At 34.5% G+C, this 20,774-nt stretch carries 24 protein-coding genes and 1 pseudogene; 13 read left to right on the forward strand and 12 right to left on the reverse strand.

Annotation, left to right across the window (positions count from 1 at the left end):
- Nucleotides 1–5: 5 nt before the first annotated feature.
- Entirely contained in the window at nucleotides 6–185 is a 180-nt protein-coding gene (locus AC3WTA_RS04505; protein WP_000390758.1) for a hypothetical protein, read from the reverse strand.
- Between the two features lie 118 nt (nucleotides 186–303).
- Here AC3WTA_RS04505 and AC3WTA_RS04510 point away from each other — a divergent pair, with 118 nt between their 5' ends.
- Together AC3WTA_RS04510 and AC3WTA_RS04515 are read left to right on the forward strand one after the other, a co-directional pair.
- Nucleotides 304–507 (forward strand): hypothetical protein, encoded by a 204-nt coding sequence (locus AC3WTA_RS04510; protein ID WP_080014171.1) that lies wholly within the window; start codon nucleotides 304–306, stop codon nucleotides 505–507.
- Nucleotides 508–519: 12 nt separating this feature from the next.
- The gene (locus AC3WTA_RS04515) at nucleotides 520–744 is read left to right on the forward strand and encodes a hypothetical protein (RefSeq protein ID WP_000265596.1); all 225 of its coding nucleotides are present in this window, start codon (nucleotides 520–522) and stop codon (nucleotides 742–744) included.
- A 95-nt stretch (nucleotides 745–839) separates the two neighbouring features.
- Here the strand turns inward: AC3WTA_RS04515 and AC3WTA_RS04520 are convergent, their stop codons facing one another.
- Nucleotides 840–1,382 carry a site-specific integrase gene (locus tag AC3WTA_RS04520; RefSeq protein WP_000673904.1) on the reverse strand — a complete coding sequence of 181 codons (543 nt, stop codon included), beginning with the start codon at nucleotides 1,380–1,382 and terminating at the stop codon, nucleotides 840–842.
- Between the two features lie 209 nt (nucleotides 1,383–1,591).
- On the opposite strand from AC3WTA_RS04520, the gene AC3WTA_RS04525 reads away from it, so the two are divergent.
- Both AC3WTA_RS04525 and AC3WTA_RS04530 read left to right on the forward strand, forming a co-directional pair.
- Complete coding sequence (locus tag AC3WTA_RS04525) at nucleotides 1,592–1,714, forward strand: DUF3956 family protein (RefSeq protein ID WP_371399201.1); 123 nt, start codon at nucleotides 1,592–1,594, stop codon at nucleotides 1,712–1,714.
- A 940-nt stretch (nucleotides 1,715–2,654) separates the two neighbouring features.
- Nucleotides 2,655–3,350 (forward strand): CsxC family protein, encoded by a 696-nt coding sequence (locus tag AC3WTA_RS04530; RefSeq protein WP_001294973.1) that lies wholly within the window; start codon nucleotides 2,655–2,657, stop codon nucleotides 3,348–3,350.
- A gap of 202 nt (nucleotides 3,351–3,552) precedes the next feature.
- On the opposite strand, the gene AC3WTA_RS04535 is transcribed toward AC3WTA_RS04530, so the two are convergent.
- A complete protein-coding gene (locus AC3WTA_RS04535) occupies nucleotides 3,553–3,807 on the reverse strand; it encodes a hypothetical protein (protein ID WP_033657800.1) in 255 nt (84 codons plus the stop codon).
- Between the two features lie 453 nt (nucleotides 3,808–4,260).
- Here AC3WTA_RS04535 and AC3WTA_RS04540 point away from each other — a divergent pair, with 453 nt between their 5' ends.
- Nucleotides 4,261–4,887, forward strand: a complete 627-nt coding sequence (locus AC3WTA_RS04540) for a hypothetical protein (protein WP_000069270.1) — start codon at nucleotides 4,261–4,263, stop codon at nucleotides 4,885–4,887.
- Between the two features lie 253 nt (nucleotides 4,888–5,140).
- Here the strand turns inward: AC3WTA_RS04540 and AC3WTA_RS04545 are convergent, their stop codons facing one another.
- The 4 genes from AC3WTA_RS04545 to AC3WTA_RS04560 all read right to left on the reverse strand — a co-directional run bounded on the left by AC3WTA_RS04545 (nucleotide 5,141) and on the right by AC3WTA_RS04560 (nucleotide 7,176).
- Nucleotides 5,141–5,683 carry a site-specific integrase gene (locus tag AC3WTA_RS04545; RefSeq protein WP_001012158.1) on the reverse strand — a complete coding sequence of 181 codons (543 nt, stop codon included), beginning with the start codon at nucleotides 5,681–5,683 and terminating at the stop codon, nucleotides 5,141–5,143.
- Nucleotides 5,683–6,165 (reverse strand): ArpU family phage packaging/lysis transcriptional regulator, encoded by a 483-nt coding sequence (locus AC3WTA_RS04550; protein ID WP_000166160.1) that lies wholly within the window; start codon nucleotides 6,163–6,165, stop codon nucleotides 5,683–5,685. Before AC3WTA_RS04550 ends, AC3WTA_RS04545 begins: the two co-directional genes overlap by 1 nt.
- A 24-nt stretch (nucleotides 6,166–6,189) precedes the next feature.
- Entirely contained in the window at nucleotides 6,190–6,360 is a 171-nt protein-coding gene (locus AC3WTA_RS04555; protein WP_000866149.1) for a hypothetical protein, read from the reverse strand.
- Nucleotides 6,361–6,519: 159 nt separating this feature from the next.
- Entirely contained in the window at nucleotides 6,520–7,176 is a 657-nt protein-coding gene (locus AC3WTA_RS04560; protein WP_000431217.1) for a DUF6944 family repetitive protein, read from the reverse strand.
- A gap of 1,587 nt (nucleotides 7,177–8,763) precedes the next feature.
- On the opposite strand from AC3WTA_RS04560, the gene AC3WTA_RS04565 reads away from it, so the two are divergent.
- The 4 genes from AC3WTA_RS04565 (at nucleotide 8,764) to AC3WTA_RS04580 (ending at nucleotide 14,380) form a co-directional block, all read left to right on the forward strand.
- Nucleotides 8,764–10,080: a BclA C-terminal domain-containing protein gene (locus AC3WTA_RS04565; protein ID WP_000032823.1), complete on the forward strand. Its 1,317-nt coding sequence runs from the start codon at nucleotides 8,764–8,766 to the stop codon at nucleotides 10,078–10,080.
- A 507-nt stretch (nucleotides 10,081–10,587) separates the two neighbouring features.
- Nucleotides 10,588–11,190 (forward strand): exosporium leader peptide-containing protein, encoded by a 603-nt coding sequence (locus AC3WTA_RS04570; RefSeq protein ID WP_063263974.1) that lies wholly within the window; start codon nucleotides 10,588–10,590, stop codon nucleotides 11,188–11,190.
- Between the two features lie 294 nt (nucleotides 11,191–11,484).
- Entirely contained in the window at nucleotides 11,485–12,351 is an 867-nt protein-coding gene (locus AC3WTA_RS04575; protein WP_000796374.1) for a hypothetical protein, read from the forward strand.
- A 553-nt stretch (nucleotides 12,352–12,904) separates the two neighbouring features.
- A complete protein-coding gene (locus tag AC3WTA_RS04580) occupies nucleotides 12,905–14,380 on the forward strand; it encodes an exosporium leader peptide-containing protein (RefSeq protein ID WP_492332829.1) in 1,476 nt (491 codons plus the stop codon).
- A gap of 172 nt (nucleotides 14,381–14,552) precedes the next feature.
- Here AC3WTA_RS04580 and AC3WTA_RS04585 read toward each other — a convergent pair whose 3' ends face one another.
- From AC3WTA_RS04585 to AC3WTA_RS04600, 4 genes are all read right to left on the reverse strand, one after another.
- Complete coding sequence (locus tag AC3WTA_RS04585; RefSeq protein WP_000511362.1) at nucleotides 14,553–14,744, reverse strand: DUF3954 domain-containing protein; 192 nt, start codon at nucleotides 14,742–14,744, stop codon at nucleotides 14,553–14,555.
- A gap of 71 nt (nucleotides 14,745–14,815) precedes the next feature.
- The gene (locus AC3WTA_RS04590) at nucleotides 14,816–15,178 is read right to left on the reverse strand and encodes a hypothetical protein (RefSeq protein WP_001125993.1); all 363 of its coding nucleotides are present in this window, start codon (nucleotides 15,176–15,178) and stop codon (nucleotides 14,816–14,818) included.
- A 10-nt stretch (nucleotides 15,179–15,188) separates the two neighbouring features.
- Nucleotides 15,189–16,196 (reverse strand): DnaD domain-containing protein, encoded by a 1,008-nt coding sequence (locus AC3WTA_RS04595; protein ID WP_061673109.1) that lies wholly within the window; start codon nucleotides 16,194–16,196, stop codon nucleotides 15,189–15,191.
- Nucleotides 16,197–16,313: 117 nt separating this feature from the next.
- A complete protein-coding gene (locus tag AC3WTA_RS04600; protein ID WP_000161462.1) occupies nucleotides 16,314–16,538 on the reverse strand; it encodes a hypothetical protein in 225 nt (74 codons plus the stop codon).
- Between AC3WTA_RS04600 and AC3WTA_RS04605 the strand changes: the two are divergent.
- From AC3WTA_RS04605 to AC3WTA_RS04615, 3 genes and pseudogenes are all read left to right on the forward strand, one after another.
- Nucleotides 16,524–16,820 (forward strand): annotated as a pseudogene (locus AC3WTA_RS04605) (ImmA/IrrE family metallo-endopeptidase); the annotation flags it as partial. The gene AC3WTA_RS04600 and the pseudogene AC3WTA_RS04605 overlap by 15 nt on opposite strands.
- 20 nt (nucleotides 16,821–16,840) lie before the next feature.
- On the forward strand, nucleotides 16,841–17,977 hold the full coding sequence (locus AC3WTA_RS04610) for a site-specific integrase (RefSeq protein ID WP_000678744.1): 1,137 nt from the start codon (nucleotides 16,841–16,843) through the stop codon (nucleotides 17,975–17,977).
- A gap of 800 nt (nucleotides 17,978–18,777) precedes the next feature.
- Complete coding sequence (locus AC3WTA_RS04615; protein ID WP_000069070.1) at nucleotides 18,778–19,278, forward strand: YxiF family protein; 501 nt, start codon at nucleotides 18,778–18,780, stop codon at nucleotides 19,276–19,278.
- A gap of 96 nt (nucleotides 19,279–19,374) precedes the next feature.
- Here AC3WTA_RS04615 and spoVS read toward each other — a convergent pair whose 3' ends face one another.
- Nucleotides 19,375–19,650: a stage V sporulation protein SpoVS gene (gene spoVS, locus AC3WTA_RS04620; RefSeq protein ID WP_000427789.1), complete on the reverse strand. Its 276-nt coding sequence runs from the start codon at nucleotides 19,648–19,650 to the stop codon at nucleotides 19,375–19,377.
- Between the two features lie 480 nt (nucleotides 19,651–20,130).
- On the opposite strand from spoVS, the gene AC3WTA_RS04625 reads away from it, so the two are divergent.
- The gene (locus AC3WTA_RS04625; RefSeq protein WP_000536144.1) at nucleotides 20,131–20,679 is read left to right on the forward strand and encodes a hypothetical protein; all 549 of its coding nucleotides are present in this window, start codon (nucleotides 20,131–20,133) and stop codon (nucleotides 20,677–20,679) included.
- Nucleotides 20,680–20,774: the final 95 nt, after the last annotated feature.

The raw sequence follows: 20,774 nt of genomic DNA on the forward strand, positions 1-20,774 counted from the left end.
CCCCCTTATCCAATTGTTTGCACTTCCTTCTCTAAACACTCAATGCATATATGAGCATTATCCGTATTTGCTTCACGGATATATGTTTTATCAAAATGAGTAATAGTTAATGGCATTTTTAATGTCCACATACAAGGTTCATTACAAACAGAACATGTAGGAACGTTTATATTTTCTTCTTCCATTTACACCACCTCACGGTAATTCCTTTAAATCATTTTATTACATCCTATTATTGCAAATCTATTTATCTATATGTAAAATTATAAATAATCTCTAACATTTTGAATCGAGGTGAAAATCATGAGAAGTTTTAGTTCATTATTGATCTCTACCATCTGTTCAACCATCCTTTTAGTTTGGAATTCCCTTTCTTTTTATACTGAATTCACAACAGGACATACATACTACTGGATTTACGGTATCATAGCCTTGGTTTTTCTTCTATTCTTTATCCTAAACATGCGAGATATCATCAAGAAAAACTACAGAACATCAGGACAATAGGAGTTGATACATATGTGGAAAAAGATTAATAATTATAAGTTTCATCTAAAAGATTTGAAATTTATGACTTGGCTATTCCCAATTGTCGGTTTGTTATACGCTTATGACTTCTTCTCTGGGCTAATCTTTCACCAGGAGTTCTACTGGCTCAAATTAATATGCATGATAATAATGGTCCTGGGATTTATGGATATTAGAAAAAAGCTTAAAAACAACGATTATAGAACGGCAAGATGACAGAGGAGCCCTTTTTAGGGTTCCTTTTTCTCTGTAAAATAAAAAAAGCAGCAGATTCGCTACTTTAAATGTTTCTTATTTGGTGCTACCCCTATTTATAAACTGAAATCTTCCAATGATTTATCAATCTCATCTTGTTGAATGCCTATATAACGTAATGTAATTGATGGAGCAGAATGATTAAAGATCGTTTGTAGCATTACTACATCTTTTGTCTTTTGGTAATAATGATATCCAAAAGTTTTTCTAAGAGTATGCGTTCCAATTTCATCAAGGCCTACTTTTTCAGCAGCAGCGTTCATAATTCGATAAGCTTGAATTCTTGTGATTGGTTTTCCTGTCTTTTTAGAAGCAAATAAGCAATCTGTTTCATTCATTCCAGTTACATACTCATTTATTTTTTCTCTTAACCCTGTATTGATAATGAAACGTTTCTCTTTTCCGGTCTTTTGTTCTTTAATAACAATGTGAGTTCTTTCTTTTACATCATTTACATGTAACTTTAATAAGTCACTAATTCTTAGACCAGTATTGATTCCCATCTCAAATAAAAACAAATCACGATAAGACTGGCGACGTAAAACCTCTTTCACTTCTTCTAATTTTTTCTTATCTCGAATTGGTTGCACAAACTTCATTCCTTACCCCTCTATACGTTATGTTACATTAGATGTATCTTTATTATACAATATGTTACATAAAATATGGTATTTATTTTTAAAAATAGAAAAAAACGCTGATATAACGGCATTTATAATAATAAATATAATGTAACAAAATATATGATGTGTTACATTATATGGTTTTTGAACCTTCTTTACAATATTTGGTTTGTGTTGAGTTTGTTTTGTTTGTAAATGGCCAGCCTTTTTTAATTCTTACAGTAGCTGGTATCGAAATTGCTAGATTAGAGATTTCTCTTCAAGTAGCATTAGCTCTAAGAGTACTTGGAATACCGATTTGCGATTAATTAGCATATCAAAATAAAAAGCACCTGAATGTGTGCTCTGATATCAATTATTTATTTGTATTTCAATTACGGTAAATGAAGTTTTCTCCTTCTTCCAATCACCTAATATTGCTGCATCAATTTATTTGTACATTATTAAGTAACTGGAAGAAGAGCAAAAGCCCTTCTCCGTTTACACAATGTAAATTGTAATTGAATGTGAAATCAAGAAACAACTGTTCATTCAATCTGCAACCATCGCCACCGGTTATGACGATCCATTTTCAGTTATAAGGAATTTTGTGAGCAATGTTTTCCGCCACTTCTCACAATACAAATATAACACGGAAATGCCAAAACAACCGGCACATTTACTGCCAAAAAGCGGTCACGACTCTGCCACTACTTCCACATCTTTCTATTCTGTATTTGAAACTGTAGTTTGAACTATTTTTTCGTTTTCCCACCAGCTTTTAACAAAATAAATAATTTGAATGATTTCTAACTCTTTTTCCTTATCGAGTGTTGTTTTACTCCTATATATCATTTTTTATTTGCTAATGTTGTATATTCTACTTCTACAAGAACAGCAGGATATACAAGACTATTGATAGTTTTTATAGGAATATATAATCCGTCGTCACCATTTTAAGCCGCCAGGTATCTCGCCCTCTTCTTCCTTAGATTTTTCCTACAACTTCAATAAAAAAACTCATGTTTCTCTTTCTGTAAATCTTATTAGAATAATATATTATTAAATTCGTATATTGAGCACAATAAATTTTTATAGAAGCATACACCTTATAAAAATATCTTCTATTAATAAATTTTTATAAATAAATTTCTATAAATAAATTTTAAAAACTAGTATACATGCTTATACATAAATGAAAAAAACGAATATATTGACATTGAAAGATTTTAAAAATCTAAATTTATTTTAAAAAGGAGATTAGATAATATGAGTGAACAATGCCCAATTAACGTACCTTGTGAGGTAAATGGACAAACTCAAACACCATTAAGTGATGCAGCTGCAACACCAATTCTTACTCCAGGAGCACCCATTGTAAAAATCCCAGTTGTTTTAGCAGAAAGAACGATTCAAATTGTTGTAGAATCTGATATTTCATTAGATCCTCCAGCAGTTGAAATCAAACGCATTTTAAAAAATGCATTTTTAACACAATGTAAGTTAGTTCCTGTAGCATTTACTCCAGTACCAGGTACACCTTACCGCCGAGTTACAAGAGCAAAATTATTTGTACAAGGATATATTCGTAAAAACATTGAATATGCAAATGACGAGTGTAATGGTGTGCTATATGACCGCATTGCCAATGTCCCATTTTCTGGTTTTGCTGATTTAACAGCTGGTGATTTTCTATCACAAGCTATAGTAGCTGCTTCCTCAGATACTACTTCTCACTTTATTAATCCTAAAAATGGTGATCTACCACGTTTAGACAAATACTTCTTCGAAAATACAGTTTTTTATAATGAACAACCGTATTGCGAATTAGTCAGCGCTCAATTTTTTGAATTAGACTTTTCACCTTGTCCAACAGACCTAAACGAACCATTTGATACTCTTCGTGAAAAAATTGTACTAGATCTTACTTTAAAAGTTTTACAAGTACAACAAGTACGAGTTTAAAACAAAGAAGCACTCAAATTGAGTGCTTCTTTGTTTTATAAATTTGTAAATAAGAGAACTTCTAAACGTTCAAAATTAACCTACTTAAAAAGAACACCAATGTCCATTTTGGTGTTCTTGAAAAAGAAAACTATAAAATAAAGTAAACTGAAATAAGTGAGTGAAACCTATTCCGATACTATATTATATGCTTGACTAACATTTATAGTGTTAAAAATTTCAAATTATATATCATTATTAATAAAAGATCAAAAGCGAAATTCTCTTTAGCATTAAATTTTGAGTTCTTTACCAAACAGACGACTCCAAAATGACTTTTTTGTCCTGATTTCTTAAGTTGATGGGCGTGCTGTCTTACCTCTGCTTTTTTACCCGTATTAATAAAATGTGCATTGACTACCAATGCTATAATCGCTCCTATAAATCCTGAAATTGGTGCAACTTTAGTTATTATCATGTTCACGTTAATTCTCTCATATTAAATAGTACAATCCCATAACTACCATCGTAATTTCATCATATAAATTCTTTTCCCAGTTACCCATATCTTATATTGTGTGTAACTGACCCTAGCGTGAAATCCCTTGCTATCATTGATTTCATTTCACTTTCTCTTTTGAGTTACACAGTACAAAAATTATGAGTAACTGTATAGGGATACCACCAACATTTTGCAAAATAACCTACGCTGTGTAAAAAAATAAAATAAGCTGCCCATATGGACAGCTTGTTTACATATTTCTCGTTATTGGAAGTTAAATTTTATCAGTTTTTCCTTCTTTGAGTACCTGTATTAATTTTTATAACTTGTTTTTTTAAGTAAGAAAAACCCTTTAGGTTCCCATAAAGGCAATTATGTCCAAACTAACTAATTCCTTTTCTATATAGTATTAAAAAAGGAGGTGAGAAAATGAGTAATAATGAGCATAAATCTTTAAGTAAAAATAAAGTGAAAATAGAATCGGCACATCAAGAGTGTATTGACCGTGCTTATCGTATTCCCATATTTTTAAGTACGACAACTCATTTAAATGACAACCAACAACGGTTTCTAAACCGTCTAATTTTAGAAATTGAGTATGCTTTGCTTTTTCCACGTACATTGCCTTTAAGTGAAAGTTATCCGGAATCCATTTTAACTGATATTCGTCGTCTAGTTTCATCAAGCTATGGAATGTTGGCAGTAAACCTTCGTCGTTTTAAAATTCAAACAGTTGACGTCAATGTAGGACCTCTTCCACCATCAACTCCATTCTGGGTAGGATCAGTTTATTCACAAGTAGAACCTTCAATGGCTTTTCAATTTGGTCTACCCTTATTATTAGTAAGAGAAGAAGATACTGACGTAAATAATGGAATTTGGGCAGGAGGAATTGCCCCACTTAACCTATTTATAGTTTGGCATTCTGAAACTCAAACTGTAGACCAATTCTTTAACACTCCTGAATGGAGATCAGCTTTTGCAAATTGGAGTGCACAAGTAAGAAATGCTTTTTATATTCAGACAGAACCTAAGTTCAAGTACAGTTGTGAATGATAAACTGGCCCTTTAGTTTTCTAAGGAACACATGAATATTCTATACAAAACTAGTTAATATAACGTCCTATTATCGGTAGCAAGGAAAAAGTGGCCCCTTACTCTGACAAGGGGACCTACTCCTGGTGCGGGTTTTCGGGTTCTCGTTTGTTACTGGATTAGTCGAAAACTGTATAAAATTTTGTATGCTCTTAGCGTGGTTTTTTCAACAATGCTGGCAATACCCCTAGATTTAAAAAGAAAAAAGCAATGATTAGATTTTAAACCTAATCATTGCTTTATCCATTGCATCTTGATTTACACCTATATAACGTAACGTAACCTTCTCTGACGAATGATTAAATATTTCCATAAGTAATGCTATGTTTTTCGTTTGCATGTACATATGATACCCATACGTTTTTCTTAACGTATGGGTTCCTATTTCATCTAACCCAAACTCTGCCGCTGCTCCACTTAATATCTTATATGCCATGCTACGACCAATTGGACGATTCTTCCCTTGTCTACTTTGTAATAAATACTCATTGTCTTCTCTTTCTTCAATAAACCATTTAAGTTCTCTTTTCAGTGCTGCAGTAATTTGTATTCGTTTTTGTTTCCCTGTTTTCTTTTCCCTCATAGATATATGACTGCCTTTGACATCCCCTACTTTTAGTTTCAAAATATCTGAGATTCTAAGACCTGTATTAATACCCATAATGAAAAGAATGTAATTACGTAAGCTTTTTTCCTTAAAGTACTCTTTTAGCTGTTGTATTTGCTCCGGATCACGTATCGGTTGAACGAAATTCATTATTCATTACCTCCCTTTTCTTCTGTCTCGTAAACTTCTAATCTAAGTGCAAAAGCCAGTTTATAAAACGCTTTAGACTTCCAACGTCGATAAGTACGCTCTGACATCCCTATTTCGTTATAAAACATATAATCACATACGTCCTCTTCTTCTAAATAACGTTTATAAATAATATCTCTTTGGATACTGCCTGCACGTCCATTTCCTAATCGGTTTAAAAACTGATTAATACGTACTGACATTTTCACAAGCCACTCTTCTCGCTTGCTTTGTTGAATATTTGCTATAGCAACATCTTCTAACGGCTTACCAACTGCATGTGTAGGACCATGCTCACGCATTTCATAAGAAGGAGTAACTTTCATTTCTTTACGCATCATCCCAAATTGCCTATGTATACGTACGCTTTCCAACACACCTTCTAATTCCTCCTGTGTTGCTGATCTATCGATTTTTGGTAAGAAAGATAATTGTTTAGTCATGTAGGACCACTCCTTTTTATTTTTTTACTTTTGTCTTAACGCTCCACGTCTCCGTTCATAACGTGGACCACGAATTCCCATTAAATCTTCAATGTCACGAGTGCTTAATTTTTCTTTTCGTTTTTTCTTGTTTTTCTTTTTAGCTTGTTTTGATTGCTTTTTCCATTCGCGCAATTGATCTTTTAGCACCTTCATTTCCCCATCTCCCTTTTCAAAATAAAAAGGACACCTATCCCTAAAACAGCTTTCATTGCTGCTTTAATGAATTGGTGTCCTCTAGTTTTCTAGCCGGACTATATTCTGTTTGCTTTCACTTTAAAAGAATTACTGTTTTAACTGTTCTATTAAATTACTCTATTCATCGTTCCCTTCCAATTCCTCACTCTCTTCACGTATTTGTCCAATTAATGAAATTACAGAACCAACTGCTTGAACCCAACTTCCTATAATATCTATTAGCTTTCCTTCTTCATTTTCATTAGTTTCGTTGTTTACCTGAGTGTTTGTATCTTTCTCCACATCATTTACATTACCTTCTTTATTAGACTGGTCCTCATTTCTGATACTTTTTAATTCGTCAATACCCCCTATTGCCTGTAATGAATTCCCAATTGATTGTAATAAGTTTCCTATAATATTTAAGTGTTCATCTTTATCGGATGTATCCTCAAATTCATCTGCTAATGCTGTAAGTCCACCCAATGCTTGTGTCCAATTCCCGGCAATCACTAATTTAATTTGTGTTTCCTCTTTAAAATCAATAATTAATCCAGATATTACAGTGACGTTACCAATTGATTGGATTTCATTACCAATTTGTTCAAGAGAAACTTCTCCTTGACCATCAGCCTCTAAGGCATTTCCAACAGCCTGTAATACGTTTCCATAAACATTTAAATCCTTTCTTACATTACTGCTTATAAAATCAAAAGGCGTACTTCCAATAGCGGAAGTAATTGTTCCTATTGCTGCAACCCATGCACCAAATATCTCTTTAAATTGGTTCTCCATTTAAAACATATCCCAGCATTAAGTAATTAATATAATCCTATTCAATTACTCATCTCACTGTTAATAATTTCAAATGTCTCTTTACCATCTCCTTTTTTATAATAATGTCTTATAAAAGTACCTTTTTAGGAATTATACGTATTTGTTAAACGTAATTCTATATTGCTTTTATACATATTACTTAGCATTGGTTGGATTGCATTATTCGGAATATGGTGGTCTGCATTCTTTCATTAAATGCATCTATCCACTGAATAAAACTCAATATTCCATCCATACTATAGATAACCCATCTTTAATGTGCTGTAACCAGTTAGATTTTATTTAAGACTGAGCAGTTAGCTTTTGCTAGCTGCTTTGTTTGTTAGTATTCTTTTAAGAGGAACAAGTTATATGCATAATAACTCAAACAAAATCCATACTATATTTAGGTTAGGTCTTAAAATTTAAAACCCTTATTCCAAACTTAGACCTAATATATCGCTCCTCTCCCTTCCCTGGGGCTCAGTAGCTAGCTTTTGCTAGCTGCTTTTTTATTAAAACGAATAAAATTCGATATTCTAACAATATTAATCGCAATACAACTTGCTTCTTACCCAAGTTGTATCTACTTGAGCAGTTAACTTTTGTTAACTGCTCTTATATTGAATAAATTTCTAAAACATGTTAACAATATAGGTACACCAAGGTTGAATACGAATGACCATTGCGTTCTTCTTATTCACAGAGCAGTTAGCTATGATAACTGCTCTTTTTTGGTTTGTCCGAATAAAACTCTAAATTTTGTCCAATACTATACATGGGCTGATACAGCTTGAATTCACAGTGACCTCTGTAATTTTCTTTTTCCCTTTCTCTGAGGGCTGAGCAGTTAGCTTTTGCTAGCTGCTCTTTTATATTGATTTAATAATAAAATTTAGGTCTTATTTCTTTTTTTACACCATATACTTCTAACCTAGCCCCAGCTCAAAGTGTTACCTCCTATCTTAAAGGGAACTTATGCATGGTGCTCTTTTTTAGTTTCTATATTTCTACAAAATGAAATTTTTGTTTAGTTTTCTTTCCTGCATAATATTTCGATATCCGTTTATACTATAGTTGTATCCTATGCTACTTCTAAAAGCGTACAATGGAGCAGTTAGCTACTTCAGCTAGCTGCTTTGTTGTGCCAAATAATTTTTTATTTCTCAACAACCATTATTGGAATTAAAATCCCAATAATGGTAATATGAAAGTAACTTTCAATCATAATTATTAACATGTCAAGTGTTGTTCCCTTTTAAAAGGTCCTGTGTCAACCAGGGCCTTTTAAACTTGTTCCCTACTAAAATAGCTTTTTCTTCAAATACTTCACGCACATGAAAAAATTACATTTGGTATCACGTACTCTTTTACACTAAGAGATTTGATCCGAAGAGCACTTATATATAGTGCTCTTTTTGGTATGGAATGTGAAATAAAGGCTTGCTCTTAAAACCTTTTATGTAATTATTGTAGGGTTTTTCCTTACACCCGTGTGTCTGGTTACTCATAAGTTGTTAAAGTATAAATATAAATTGTTAGTTAATTTATAAGGGAGTTGTAAAAATGAGTAAATTTAAAAAGAATTGTCACATACCCTTTCCATGTGCCTTTCCTTTACCTCAAATCGGGTCTACTGGATTAACTGGTGCTACTGGACCTTCGGGACCTACTGGAGCTACCGGACCTTCAGGTGGACCTCGGGGACCTACCGGGCCTACTGGAATTCAAGGTAGCCTGGGACCTACTGGGCCTCAAGGTATTTCTGGACCTCAAGGGATTCCTGGGATTTCTGGATCTATTGGTTCAACTGGACCTTCTGGAATTCAAGGGATCCAAGGTATCCAAGGCATTCCTGGCATTCAAGGTCCTATTGGACCCACTGGAATAACAGGGGTCACTGGAATTCAAGGGATTCCTGGCATTCAAGGGATTCCTGGCATTCAAGGGATTCAAGGGATTCCTGGTCCGACCGGCCCTCAAGGGATTCCTGGCATTCCTGGTTCTGTAGGTCCAACTGGACCTTCTGGAGCTGTTGGACCTACCGGCCCTTCCGGGGGACCGCCAGGACCAACGGGCCCGACTGGACCTTCTGGGGGACCACCAGGACCAACCGGAGTGACTGGCCCCACTGGACCTTCTGGGTCACCAGGACCAACTGGACTTCAAGGTATTCAAGGTATCCAAGGGATTCCTGGCCCCACTGGACCTCAAGGAAGTCAAGGGATTCAGGGGATTCAAGGTAATCCGGGGCCTATTGGTCCTATTGGACCCACTGGAATAACTGGGGCGACTGGAATTCAGGGTATCCAAGGTATTCAAGGTAATCCGGGACTTATTGGACCTATCGGCCCGACTGGCCCAACTGGGCTTCAAGGTATCCAAGGCATCCAAGGCATTCCTGGGCCTACTGGATTACCAGGAACCGCTGGAGCTACCGGACCTACTGGGCCTACCGGTCTTACAGTATCTGGGTTATCTCATTATGCTTATGTTTTCAATACAGCAGCTCAAGTTGTTGCCTTAGAAGCACCTATTCTTTTTAATTCACATGGTAGAATGACATCTGGTTTTACTCATACACTGGGAACTTCTCAATTAATGGTTCTTAATGCAGGAGATTATAAAATTTCTTTTTCTGTATCAGGAGTTGAGCCTAATCAATTCACACTTTTTTTAAATGGTGCTCCGGTTACCAGCGCAGTTTATGGATCAGGTGCAGGGACTCAACCAAACAACGGCCAAACAATTCTCGCTTTAGCTGCAGGTGATATTATTACCCTTAATAATCATACTTCCGCTGCTGCAGTTACTTTGCAGACTTTGGCAGGTGGAACACAAACGAATATAAATGCTTCGATTGTAATTGAAAAATTAATTTAATTTAATGATTTATTTCTTGAAACTCTAGCAGTTAATAACCTAGAGTGGATTCTTTTTTTTAACAAGCAGTTAGCTTTTGCTAGCTGCTCTTTTAATTAAAATAACGCTTTTGTTTAAAACTTTTCACATTTAAACCAGACAAGCATATGTTATTTTATGGAAACTTCCCATTCATAGCATTCTACCTTTCTTATTTAAGAGCACGCTTATATGTGTGCTCTTTTGTATTTGCTATGAAATAAGAATTTTATTTAGTTGCCATTAACCTTTTTATCCACTTTGAATATAGTATTATCATCCAAGTGAATACACAGGTCGCCCTGGACCAGCCTCCTTGTATTCCTTGTACACAGAACCCGTTATAACTAGCGGGTTCTGTATATTTTTATCTATACAATAACTATTTTGTTTAATTTATAAAATACAAGCGCTTGTCCATTTCATTTTGTTCTACCCCTACATTTACTATTAGTAATAAGAACTGAACTTTTCAGAGGTGAAAATATAATGGACGAGTTTTTATCTTCTACTTCAATAAACCCTAATTTAGTTGGACCTACTTTACCACCCGTTCCACCATTCACACTACCGACTGGGCCGACTGGGCCGACTGGACCGACTGGACCGACTGGACCGACTGGGCCGACTGGACCGACTGGATCACTATCAGTAGCTTACGGAACTTTTTGGCAAACGGAAATCATTACAGTTCCTTTCGAATCCCCTTTTTCTTTTAATCAGGCTGACCCTATGGTGGGGGGAATTTCTCTGTTAAATCCAACCACAATTAATATCACACAAGCTGGGGATTATCGAATTTCTTTCATTTCCTCGATTAACTTGACTGTAGCCCTTTCATTTCCTTATTCGCCTACCATTTCTATACTATTAAATAACAGTCTGATTCCAAATTTCAAAGCTACTTTCGGTCTTTCAATACTAGATCCAGAGGATGTAGATTGCGCTCAACTCATTGGAGACACTATTTTATCAGTCCCAGCCAACTCAACACTTCAACTTATAAATAATAGCTTTGTAGGCGAAACAGCCATTCGTACATGCGATAATGGAATAAATGCTTTAGAATTAAACATTATCAAATTAAACTAGTACAAGTACGCCCTTAAAACTAGGTGTTATTATGGCATCTAGTTTGCAGTTTCCAATGAAATTTTTGTACAAAGAATACACACAAAATCAAAAATAAATTCATAAAATATTTTATATTCTTTTCTTTTAGAATGAATAGTCTTTACAGAGCACTTCCCGAAGTGCTCTTACATTTACATATCAAATAACGTTTTTAATTAATTACGAGAGCGGATTTTATTATTTTGTACAAGCACTCTATTCTTCTTTTAATAAAATATATAGATATCTCAAAGAAAGGAGAGCGACATAAGTATGGCTGATTATTTTTATAAAGATGGTAAAAAATATTACAAAAAACAATCGTATTCTCACCACCAAAAAGACAACTGTTTTATTGAAACCCATACATTATCTGGTTCTAATACAACTTTAAATTTCAGCGTACCAGCTAACACTACAAGAACTGCTTTTGAAGATTTCACCAATAACCACAATAAAACATTACTTGATCTTCGCATTCCCGGTACTTCCCAACCAATTGAAGTAACTATCCGAACAAGAAGTTCTCGTCTGCCGATTACTGTAACAATAGTTGCAGGTGAAACCAAGGTATTCCAAGTAGAGGATTTCCATAGTCTCACTCTCACAAATAATACTAATATCAATAGCAATATTGGTATATTCATTCAAAAAACATTTTGTATCTGTTGCAATAATCAAAATGATTCTCGTAACAAGTATTATAAAGAACAATCAAATTCTCACTATCAAAAAGATAACTGTTTCATCGAAACTCATACCGTAGCTGGTTCAGAAACTACCCCAACCGAAAATGCACCTTTAACTATTATCGTACCCCCTGACACTTCAAGAAGAGTTTTTGAAGATTTCACTAATAATCACAACAAAACATTACTTCAAATATCTGTTCCCGAAGATGTCTCCCCCATCGAAGTCACTATTCAAACAAGAAAATCTCCTACACCAATTATCGTGACTCTTGCTACAAATGAAACAAGAGTATTTCAAGTAGAAGATTTTCAAAGCCTTACTCTCACAAATAATACCGAATTCCTTAATTTCATTGAAGTATTGATTAAAAAGACATTTTGTATCTGCTGCAATGATAGAAATGATTCGTGCGATGAATATTCCCGTGATTACGAATGTGAATGTTAGATTGACTCCCCAAAAGAATCCTTATAAAGGGTTCTTTTTCTTTTACCTTAGTATCATCTAATCATTCACATTTGTTCAACATTTCATCTCTTAACAAAATTCCGATTTAATTAATATCCTACAAAATAATACTTTCATTAAAAAACCATTCATATTTCATTTTACGAATAATCTTTTTTATATCGTACATACTATCTGCAAGCCGATTTCCCACGGCTGTACTCTTTCCAAACGGAGCTCTCTCCTCCGTACCACTTGAGAACAGGAGGGTAACTTAATTAGTTGCCTGCCGTTTTTACGTATAATCGTAAAACTTCTTGTCCATACTTTTTAGAGAAAACATCTTATGCCATTTGGAGCGACCTCCAGCACATGATATTTGTACGGCCGTTCCTATAAAAGGAGCGGTCTTATTTTATCTTTGCTTGCCTCTTTTCTATTCAAATAACGCTTTTTTTAAATCCCATTGCCTAATTCCTCGTTTGTCCATTTCACTTTACTCTACCTTCACATTTACTATTAGTAATACCAATTTTTCAGAGGTGAAAATATAATGGACGATTTTTTATCTTCTGCTTCAATAAATCCAGATTTACTCGGACCTACTTTACCAGCTATTCCACCATTCACACTGCCTACCGGACCCACTGGACCTACCGGGGGCACTGGACCTACCGGAGGCACTGGACCTACCGGAGGCACTGGACCTACCGGAGGCACTGGACCTACCGGGGACACTGGACCTACCGGGGACACTGGGCCTACCGGGGACACTGGACCTACCGGGCCTACTGGACCTACCGGGCCTACTGGACCACCCGATGGACCTACAGGAGCCACTGGACCTACCGGGCCTACTGGACCACCCGATGGACCTACAGGGGGCACTGGACCTACCGGAGACACTGGACCCACCGGGGGCACTGGGCCTACCGGGGGCACTGGGCCTACCGGGGGCACTGGGCCTACCGGAGACACTGGACCTACCGGGGACACTGGACCCACCGGGGGCACTGGGCCTACCGGGGACACTGGACCTGGATGCATAGAACCTCTACCAATATTCACTCAAATCGTCTATGTAAACAAAGCTGGTAATGACGCTACTGCTGATGGTTCTGAATGCGCACCATTTTTAACAGTAACTGCAGCAATGGCATCAATAACGGATGCTATTGCGCCATTTCCGGATCCTTTAAATATAACTAAACGTTATGCTATCTCTATTGGACCTGGTAACTATATTGAACCATTAATTCATTTAAAAGCTAACGTTCAATTAGTAGGAACTAGTACTTTATTAACTAGATTACAAATTCCTTTCGATATAAATGATCCGTCTTGGTTTGATTTGAACTTTTCACAAGATCCTAGATCTGGGTTTGTCGATCTGACATTACTAAGTGGGCCTCTGGACTTTAACTTTCAAACAGCGCAAAGTGTTTCAGGTAAATTATTCTTTGTTAGCGTTAATATAACCCCTACTCCTATATTCACAGCTTTATCGACTTCTGTGAACCAAGTGAATATCCGTGATTCAATGTTATCCGGTGGTTATACTCAAAATGGAATTAACATGGCGATGTTTGCTTCATTCGTTTCTAGTGGAAATATTACTATTAATTCACAAGCTACTACAGATACCCAAGTCAATTTAGTTGGTGGAGGAATAAATGGTAATGTCATTATTAATGTGCTATCTGGTCATATTCCAATTGACCCCTTAAATTTAACCAGCTTCGCTATTACAGAAAACATTTTCAATCCCAGCCCTAATTCAGGGAATTTAATTGTCAATGGCGTTAATGACGTTATTACAAGAGTCAGAGCAACAGTTGATTCTTTACCTATTCGTTCCCGGATAAATATTTTAGGAACAAATACATCTTTGATTAGAGTTGATGATGCTTTCGATTTAGCTTATACACCTATTAATCCAGCAAACTGGGCTCCTCTTCCTCCTACTACAGTGCAGGAAGCTCTAGATAGAATTGCTGCATTGCTGGCAGTAACTATCGGTACACCTTAAAAAGAACTTAAATCCTATTTTAATAGGAGCTAAATTGCTATGATATGTGAAAGAAAAGTCTCTTCAATTCTGATTGTAGAGACTTTTTTAGTTTCTAAGCAAATCCGATATCCGAAAGTTAATATATATATCATAAACAAAGTGTATATTTCTTAACAAAATTCAAATTTGATTAAAGTAACTGTGTTTTTCGTTCTTCCATACGAATTACTTTTCCACTTTGATATACAAATGATTGTTCACCAAATCCACCTTGGGGTGGTTCTATTAGTTGGACCTGACCATTTTTAACAACATATATTCCGTTTATTTCCAAATCTATTTCAGCTTTCATTTCTACAAGATTTTCTTTAATAATTCCCATTAAGACCACTCCCGTATGTTATGATTATTTTGTCGAAGCAAGTCGGGAGCAATCTCGACTTTTTTATTTTGTTATAGATATTCCACAACATTATCGGGAATAAATGATTGTTCTAATGATAAATAAATTCGTATTGAAATCGGTTCTTTATTATCTCTCGCAGACTTGCAAAGCTCCTCCGCTTCTTCCCAATCGAACTGCTTATCTTCCACTCGCTTAAATCTCCAAATTCCAATTGTATATTCCTCAAATAATTCATACTGATCATTTGGCGCTGTTGTTGGTTTTAATTCATCAGTAGCTCTTACTTGCTTTGGTACTTGAACAACTACATCCGTAAAACGAACTTTAGAATTTAATCGATGAATGTTTGCTTTCTCAGTATCGAATGCTACTACAGGCTCAACATCAAATATTGTTAACTGCTTTGGCATTACAATCCTCCTAAACCTCTTTTTTATATTTAGATAACACTTGTTCTAAACGTTTACGTTCACCCTCTAAATCCATTTCATCGTGCTTTACAGGCTGAGATTGCACTTCTGTATCTTGTGTATGTAACCAATCAGGGACGATTTCTTTTCTAGTATTACTTCTCCCACCACGAGACTGGTATTTCTTACGGAATTGAGTTTGTGCAGCCTCAACATCAGTAATACTCTTATACCCCTTAGCATGCCAATCTCTTAAAATACCTTGTACATAAGACATATTAGGTGCATTCTTTTCTAGAGCTATTTTCATTGCTTTGATAACAAGCTGTGCATTCAAATCTTCAATCCACGCATTAATCCCTTCAGCCACAAATGGTTTAAGAACTCCTAAGTTTTGCTCATAAAATGCTATTGGATTTTCTTCTGCAACTTTTTTATCACTTGAGCAGCTTGCTGCTTCTTCTTTTGTTTTTGTTTCTTCTTTTTCTTTTGTTTCTGTTTTTGTTTCTTCTTTTTCTTTTGTTTCTGTTTTTGTTTCTTCTTTTTCCTTCGTAGGGTCTTCGAAGCCCCTTATAAGCCACTCAAAACGAGCTTGGAAGTATTCCTTAATACGAGGAATTTTAAAATCTTGCTGCTGTTCTAAATCTAAACATGTCTCATAAAAATCAATTAAAAAATCTTCACACTTAATATTTTGGATTTCTTTTAACACACACTTTTCAATATTCATATTTGTAATAGCATTGAATTTAAGCCAATTAATCAACACAATTTCTTTCGTCTTTTTGTTGTAATGAATTTTCTCGTAATCAGCAAACCGCTCTAGCAGCTTCTCAACCGTTTCACGGTTATATCCTGTATCCATTTCTATCACTCGTAGTGGAAGCTCATAGATACCACTCTGAGAAGTTTTGCTATTAGTCATTAAGTATAAATAGAAGTATTTCTCCTCCGGTGTAAGATCTAAAACGAAAGCATCTTGCCAATATGAAACTTGAACAGGTCTATAAACTGCCATATTATTCATCCTCCATTGTTTTACTTGATTTGCTTTGATATACTTAATCCAATTCAATTTTTAGAAAGACTCTCTATAAGAGTCTAAAATCTATCACTCTGCCAAGTGATAGATTTTTTATTTTCTTCGACTAACTACTGATGCATTTATCCCCTGCCCTTGAAGGCTTTTAACAACTACACGATAACTCTTTGATACATCGTGATCCTCTTTTTCATTACGAAGGCTCTTAAATTCTTTTGCGCATCTATTTAATTCCTTCTCCCAATGATTTGCTTCATCCAACGATTCAGCGTTGAACAAATTATGAAGACATGTAACCATGCAGAGGATTTTGGTCATGAGACCTGTCACATCCTATTTCATTCTGGTAATCAATTATTAATGCATCAAATGTTTCTAGATTATCAAGAAGCAAAGGCTAAAAACTTCGCACAACAATTTTGTGTACCTACTTTTATGTTACGAAAGCTTCCTCCCCTACAGTTAAAAGCATATATAATCTCAGAAAAATTCAATGTAACAACACAATTTGCTGAAAAAAGGCTTTTACATTATGAAAATCAATTATTAGCAAGTAAATTACAGAATCAAATATCACAATACTGTAATTTTCAAAAATAACGATGCAGGAGGTATTGAATATGAAAGGAAGTTTTCGTAAACGTGGAAATACTTGGTCTTTTACAATAGATATCGGTATAGATCCGGCCACAGGAAAACGCCAGCAAAAAAGTAAAAGTGGATTTAGAACAAAAAAAGAAGCCCAAAATGCTGCTGCAACGATGATTACGGAGATAGAGAAAGGCATATATTTTGATGACAAACAATTAACTGTTTTAGATGTATGGGAAAAGTTAAAGCCTCTTCGTAAAGCTGAATTAAAAATTACATCTTATGAAAAAGACATGAGCTTAGTTAGGCTCTATATCCTTCCCCCATTTAGTTATAAAAAGATTAAAAGTATTAAACCCGTAATGATTCAAAGCTACTATGCTGAACTTAAGGAAAAAGGCCTGTCAAATGGTACAATCAGCAATATCCATCGCTGCTTCAGATGCATATTCAAACATGCAGTAGAATGGGAAATCATACATGATAATATAATGAATAAGGTTAAAAAACCACGTGAAGAGCAAGGTAAGATGAAAACATGGTCTAGCGAAGAATGTAATCGATTCCTCCAGTATCTAAAAGAAAAAAATACTAAGTACCATATGTTCTTCTTACTCGCAATCTATACAGGTATGAGACGCGGAGAATTACTTGCACTAACGTGGAAAGATATTGACTTTGATAATAAACGTCTCCTGGTTAATAAATCGCTTGTAAAAACAGAAAAAGGACTATTTAAAGCTGCTACAAAAACTAAGTCTTCAAATAGAAGCATTAGTATCTCTTCTTTTGTTATAGAGAAATTACAATCCTACTACTCCTATAAAAAGAAAGAATTTTTCCGCTGGGGTATACACTTGAATGAAGAGGCCTTTATTTTCACCGGCAATACGATGCATTCGCCCTTACATATAGATGCTCCTCATCGCTTTTTGAATGATCACTATAAAAAAGCTGGTGTTCCTCGAATTCGTATACACGACTTACGACATACTCACGCTACACTCATGCTTCAGGCTGGAGAACACCCTAAAATCGTACAAGATCGCTTAGGGAATTCATCTATTCAAATGACTTTAGACAAGTATAGCCACATCACACAGAACATGCAGCAACAAGCGGCGGAAAACTTCGAGAGCATAATAAAATCTAATGAAAATACCTGATAAAAGATGAACAAATTTAATGTGAGCAAAATGTGAGCATCGAGGGAAATCACCACTTAAAAACCTTGATATAATAAGGTTTCTCATACTATCTCGTTGAATCTTGGGAGAAGAATGAGCAGTTTTAGGTTTGTTTATTTTATGTTATTTAAAACTATAAAAGTGTCACAAATGCCTGTTATATACGCATTTGTGACACTTTTTATTTGTTATATATTTTAAAACAGTAGTTTCATATTAATTGAGTGGAAAATATGAGCAAATAATCGCCTTTTAATTTAACTGTATTTGATAAATTTTTATTTTAAAAACCATTCATTATTTCTCTGTTTATTTTTTCCTATTATCTTATAATTTAGATTAGGAAAGGAAAGAAAATATATATGTCTAAAAATGAAACTGTACTCTATTAAATAAAATTGAGATAGTAATTGAAATTTTTAAAAATATATAAAAAGAAGATCCCTTCTATAAAGATTTATTAAAACGATTAAACCGTTTAGCCACATATCTGCAAAGTAAATCTCGTGGAATTAAAGGCGCAGTGAGAGCCTATACTGAAACTGGTCTCGTAAAAAGATTTGACGATCCTCTACTTATTGAATTAGATAAATTAGAGGCTATGCTAAATGAAAATAAATAATAGTAAACCGACATCGAAAAACGACTCAGATATGTAGAGGAACAAACTGATAGAATCTTAAATGAAACTTGCATGTATCCCCTTTTTAGAAAAACAAGTAAAACTTTAGTCAGTGGGGTTTTATTCACCCACCACGCGAGTAAAGGTGTGAAAAATTTTGAGTAATATGAATAAAAGCCGAATTGAAATTCTAAAAATGAAAGCAAAAAGAAATGGTAGTAGAAAAGAACTGATAGACGAACTTTCTAATATTGTTACAGTTTCTATGGACTCATTTATGGATCCAGAATCTAATGATTTATTTTGTAAAGACTTATTTAATACGCTAGCACAAACTTCAAACATAAAAAATTTTGGTAGCACTAATTATGAAGAAAACAGAATACTATCAATAGCATTGTTAAAAGAAATAGCTAAAACTATTAAATTTCCAGTTAATCAAGGGAGACTCTTTTTCTCTAAGGGTGGTAAATTTGAAGCAGTTAAACTGAACATTGCTGAAGTATTTGAGAATTTAGAAGCGTTATCAACCATATCAAGATTTCTAACTGGATATGCAGATTTTGTATTAGTTGGGGACGATTTAGAATTCGGGATTGTTATTGAGCGGACTGAATACCACTACGAATTCAGTATGTGGGGCGTATCCACAATATGAAATACGAAAATACAAAAGACCACTTCAAAAATGAGAGTGGTCTTTTTATTACTTTATCTATCAACCTTTCCAAATTATTCATATCAACACTTTCTTTTAAGACCTTCTCTTCCTAGGACCTACAATTAATTTAATCGCCGTTCTTTCTTGATCATTAATAGTAACCTCTTGAAATGCTGGAACAAAGGCCAAATCAATACCACTTGGAGCAACAAATCCTCTTGCGATTGCAATTGCTTTAATCGCTTGATTTATAGAACCCGCCCCAATCGCTTGAATTTCCACATTGCCACTTGTTCTTAGTACACCAGCTATTGCACCTGCTACTGAATTTGGTTTTGATTTTGAAGATACTTTTAATATATTTTCCATGTAAGTTGCTCCCTCTATTATTTAATCGCTCTTTTGTTACGGTTTAAAATATTTCAACGTATCTTTTATTACTATTCACACCAAAAGCAAACAATGCTACATATGTACATTCATTCGATACTTTTCGTCTTCTTCCTGCCCCACTACGTAAATAAAAGAGAATAACCGTAAACTCTAATGTACAAATTTTTAAAATAGACATTCGCTTTAACGATCACATCATTGCAACTGAGGATAATGGTTTTATTTTTACATGTGAAATTAAAATAAACATTCCCACTATACTTTAACATTTCAAGATATTCCACTGATATTTTTACCAAATCATTAACCTTTTCTTCTTCAAAAATTGTTACAACTACTATTCTATTACTATATTTCATCGTATTAGCACTTTATACTCCAAATCTATCACCTTTTATATAAGACAAGTATAAAATACTATGTGTATACACTTCATTCATAATAGGAGGTAATATATTGGGTTCATACTATCATTCTTCAAATTCAAATAAAAAATGTTCATGCAACTCCTCTTCTAGTTCCTATAAAAAATGTTCATGCGACCATTCACATAAAAAAAGCTGTCCAGCATACGGTACTTTTTGGCAAACTGAGTTTATAACTGTTCCTTTTGGAGATCCTTTTCCATTTAATCACGTTGGCCCTATAGCAGGAGGAGTTTCCTTACTAAATCCTACTACTATACAATTTAGTCAATCTGGTGATTATAGAGTTTCTTTCATTTCAACGATTAACACTACTTCAAATCCTGTATTTCCACATATTCCAGTCATGACTATATTTTTAAATAATAATCCACTTGCTAATAGTCAAGGTGATTTCGCTTTCCAAATGAATACTTCATCAAATAACGAATGTCTTCAACTAGCAGGCGAAACGATTGTTACAGTGACAGCTAATTCCACTCTTCAACTGAAAAATAATAGTGGTTTTAATCGTCAAAGTATTGCAACTTGTGATAATGGTATTAATTCAGTTGAATTAACAGTTATAAAACTAAGTTAATAATCCTCTTCACATTCAGATGCTATTTCAGCATCTTTTTTTATTGAATAATGCTCTTTTGATTCCTATAATCAAACATAAATTCCATTGTACGT

Source organism: Bacillus sp. EB106-07-01-XG149, from assembly GCF_058791555.1.

What these genes read in the sequence shown, in the direction of transcription:
- AC3WTA_RS04530 (WP_001294973.1), top strand. Translation starts at nt 2,655, where the DNA reads ATGAGTGAACAATGCCCAATTAACGTACCTTGTGAGGTAAATGGACAA.
- spoVS (WP_000427789.1), bottom strand. Translation starts at nt 19,650, where the DNA reads ATGGAAAATATATTAAAAGTATCTTCAAAATCAAAACCAAATTCAGTA.
- AC3WTA_RS04585 (WP_000511362.1), bottom strand. Translation starts at nt 14,744, where the DNA reads ATGGGAATTATTAAAGAAAATCTTGTAGAAATGAAAGCTGAAATAGAT.
- AC3WTA_RS04575 (WP_000796374.1), top strand. Translation starts at nt 11,485, where the DNA reads ATGGCTGATTATTTTTATAAAGATGGTAAAAAATATTACAAAAAACAA.
- AC3WTA_RS04610 (WP_000678744.1), top strand. Translation starts at nt 16,841, where the DNA reads ATGAAAGGAAGTTTTCGTAAACGTGGAAATACTTGGTCTTTTACAATA.
- AC3WTA_RS04560 (WP_000431217.1), bottom strand. Translation starts at nt 7,176, where the DNA reads ATGGAGAACCAATTTAAAGAGATATTTGGTGCATGGGTTGCAGCAATA.
- AC3WTA_RS04515 (WP_000265596.1), top strand. Translation starts at nt 520, where the DNA reads ATGTGGAAAAAGATTAATAATTATAAGTTTCATCTAAAAGATTTGAAA.
- AC3WTA_RS04540 (WP_000069270.1), top strand. Translation starts at nt 4,261, where the DNA reads ATGAGTAATAATGAGCATAAATCTTTAAGTAAAAATAAAGTGAAAATA.
- AC3WTA_RS04520 (WP_000673904.1), bottom strand. Translation starts at nt 1,382, where the DNA reads ATGAAGTTTGTGCAACCAATTCGAGATAAGAAAAAATTAGAAGAAGTG.
- AC3WTA_RS04545 (WP_001012158.1), bottom strand. Translation starts at nt 5,683, where the DNA reads ATGAATTTCGTTCAACCGATACGTGATCCGGAGCAAATACAACAGCTA.
- AC3WTA_RS04535 (WP_033657800.1), bottom strand. Translation starts at nt 3,807, where the DNA reads ATGATAATAACTAAAGTTGCACCAATTTCAGGATTTATAGGAGCGATT.
- AC3WTA_RS04590 (WP_001125993.1), bottom strand. Translation starts at nt 15,178, where the DNA reads ATGCCAAAGCAGTTAACAATATTTGATGTTGAGCCTGTAGTAGCATTC.
- AC3WTA_RS04580 (WP_492332829.1), top strand. Translation starts at nt 12,905, where the DNA reads ATGGACGATTTTTTATCTTCTGCTTCAATAAATCCAGATTTACTCGGA.
- AC3WTA_RS04505 (WP_000390758.1), bottom strand. Translation starts at nt 185, where the DNA reads ATGGAAGAAGAAAATATAAACGTTCCTACATGTTCTGTTTGTAATGAA.
- AC3WTA_RS04510 (WP_080014171.1), top strand. Translation starts at nt 304, where the DNA reads ATGAGAAGTTTTAGTTCATTATTGATCTCTACCATCTGTTCAACCATC.
- AC3WTA_RS04565 (WP_000032823.1), top strand. Translation starts at nt 8,764, where the DNA reads ATGAGTAAATTTAAAAAGAATTGTCACATACCCTTTCCATGTGCCTTT.
- AC3WTA_RS04595 (WP_061673109.1), bottom strand. Translation starts at nt 16,196, where the DNA reads ATGGCAGTTTATAGACCTGTTCAAGTTTCATATTGGCAAGATGCTTTC.
- AC3WTA_RS04570 (WP_063263974.1), top strand. Translation starts at nt 10,588, where the DNA reads ATGGACGAGTTTTTATCTTCTACTTCAATAAACCCTAATTTAGTTGGA.
- AC3WTA_RS04600 (WP_000161462.1), bottom strand. Translation starts at nt 16,538, where the DNA reads ATGACCAAAATCCTCTGCATGGTTACATGTCTTCATAATTTGTTCAAC.
- AC3WTA_RS04550 (WP_000166160.1), bottom strand. Translation starts at nt 6,165, where the DNA reads ATGACTAAACAATTATCTTTCTTACCAAAAATCGATAGATCAGCAACA.
- AC3WTA_RS04555 (WP_000866149.1), bottom strand. Translation starts at nt 6,360, where the DNA reads ATGAAGGTGCTAAAAGATCAATTGCGCGAATGGAAAAAGCAATCAAAA.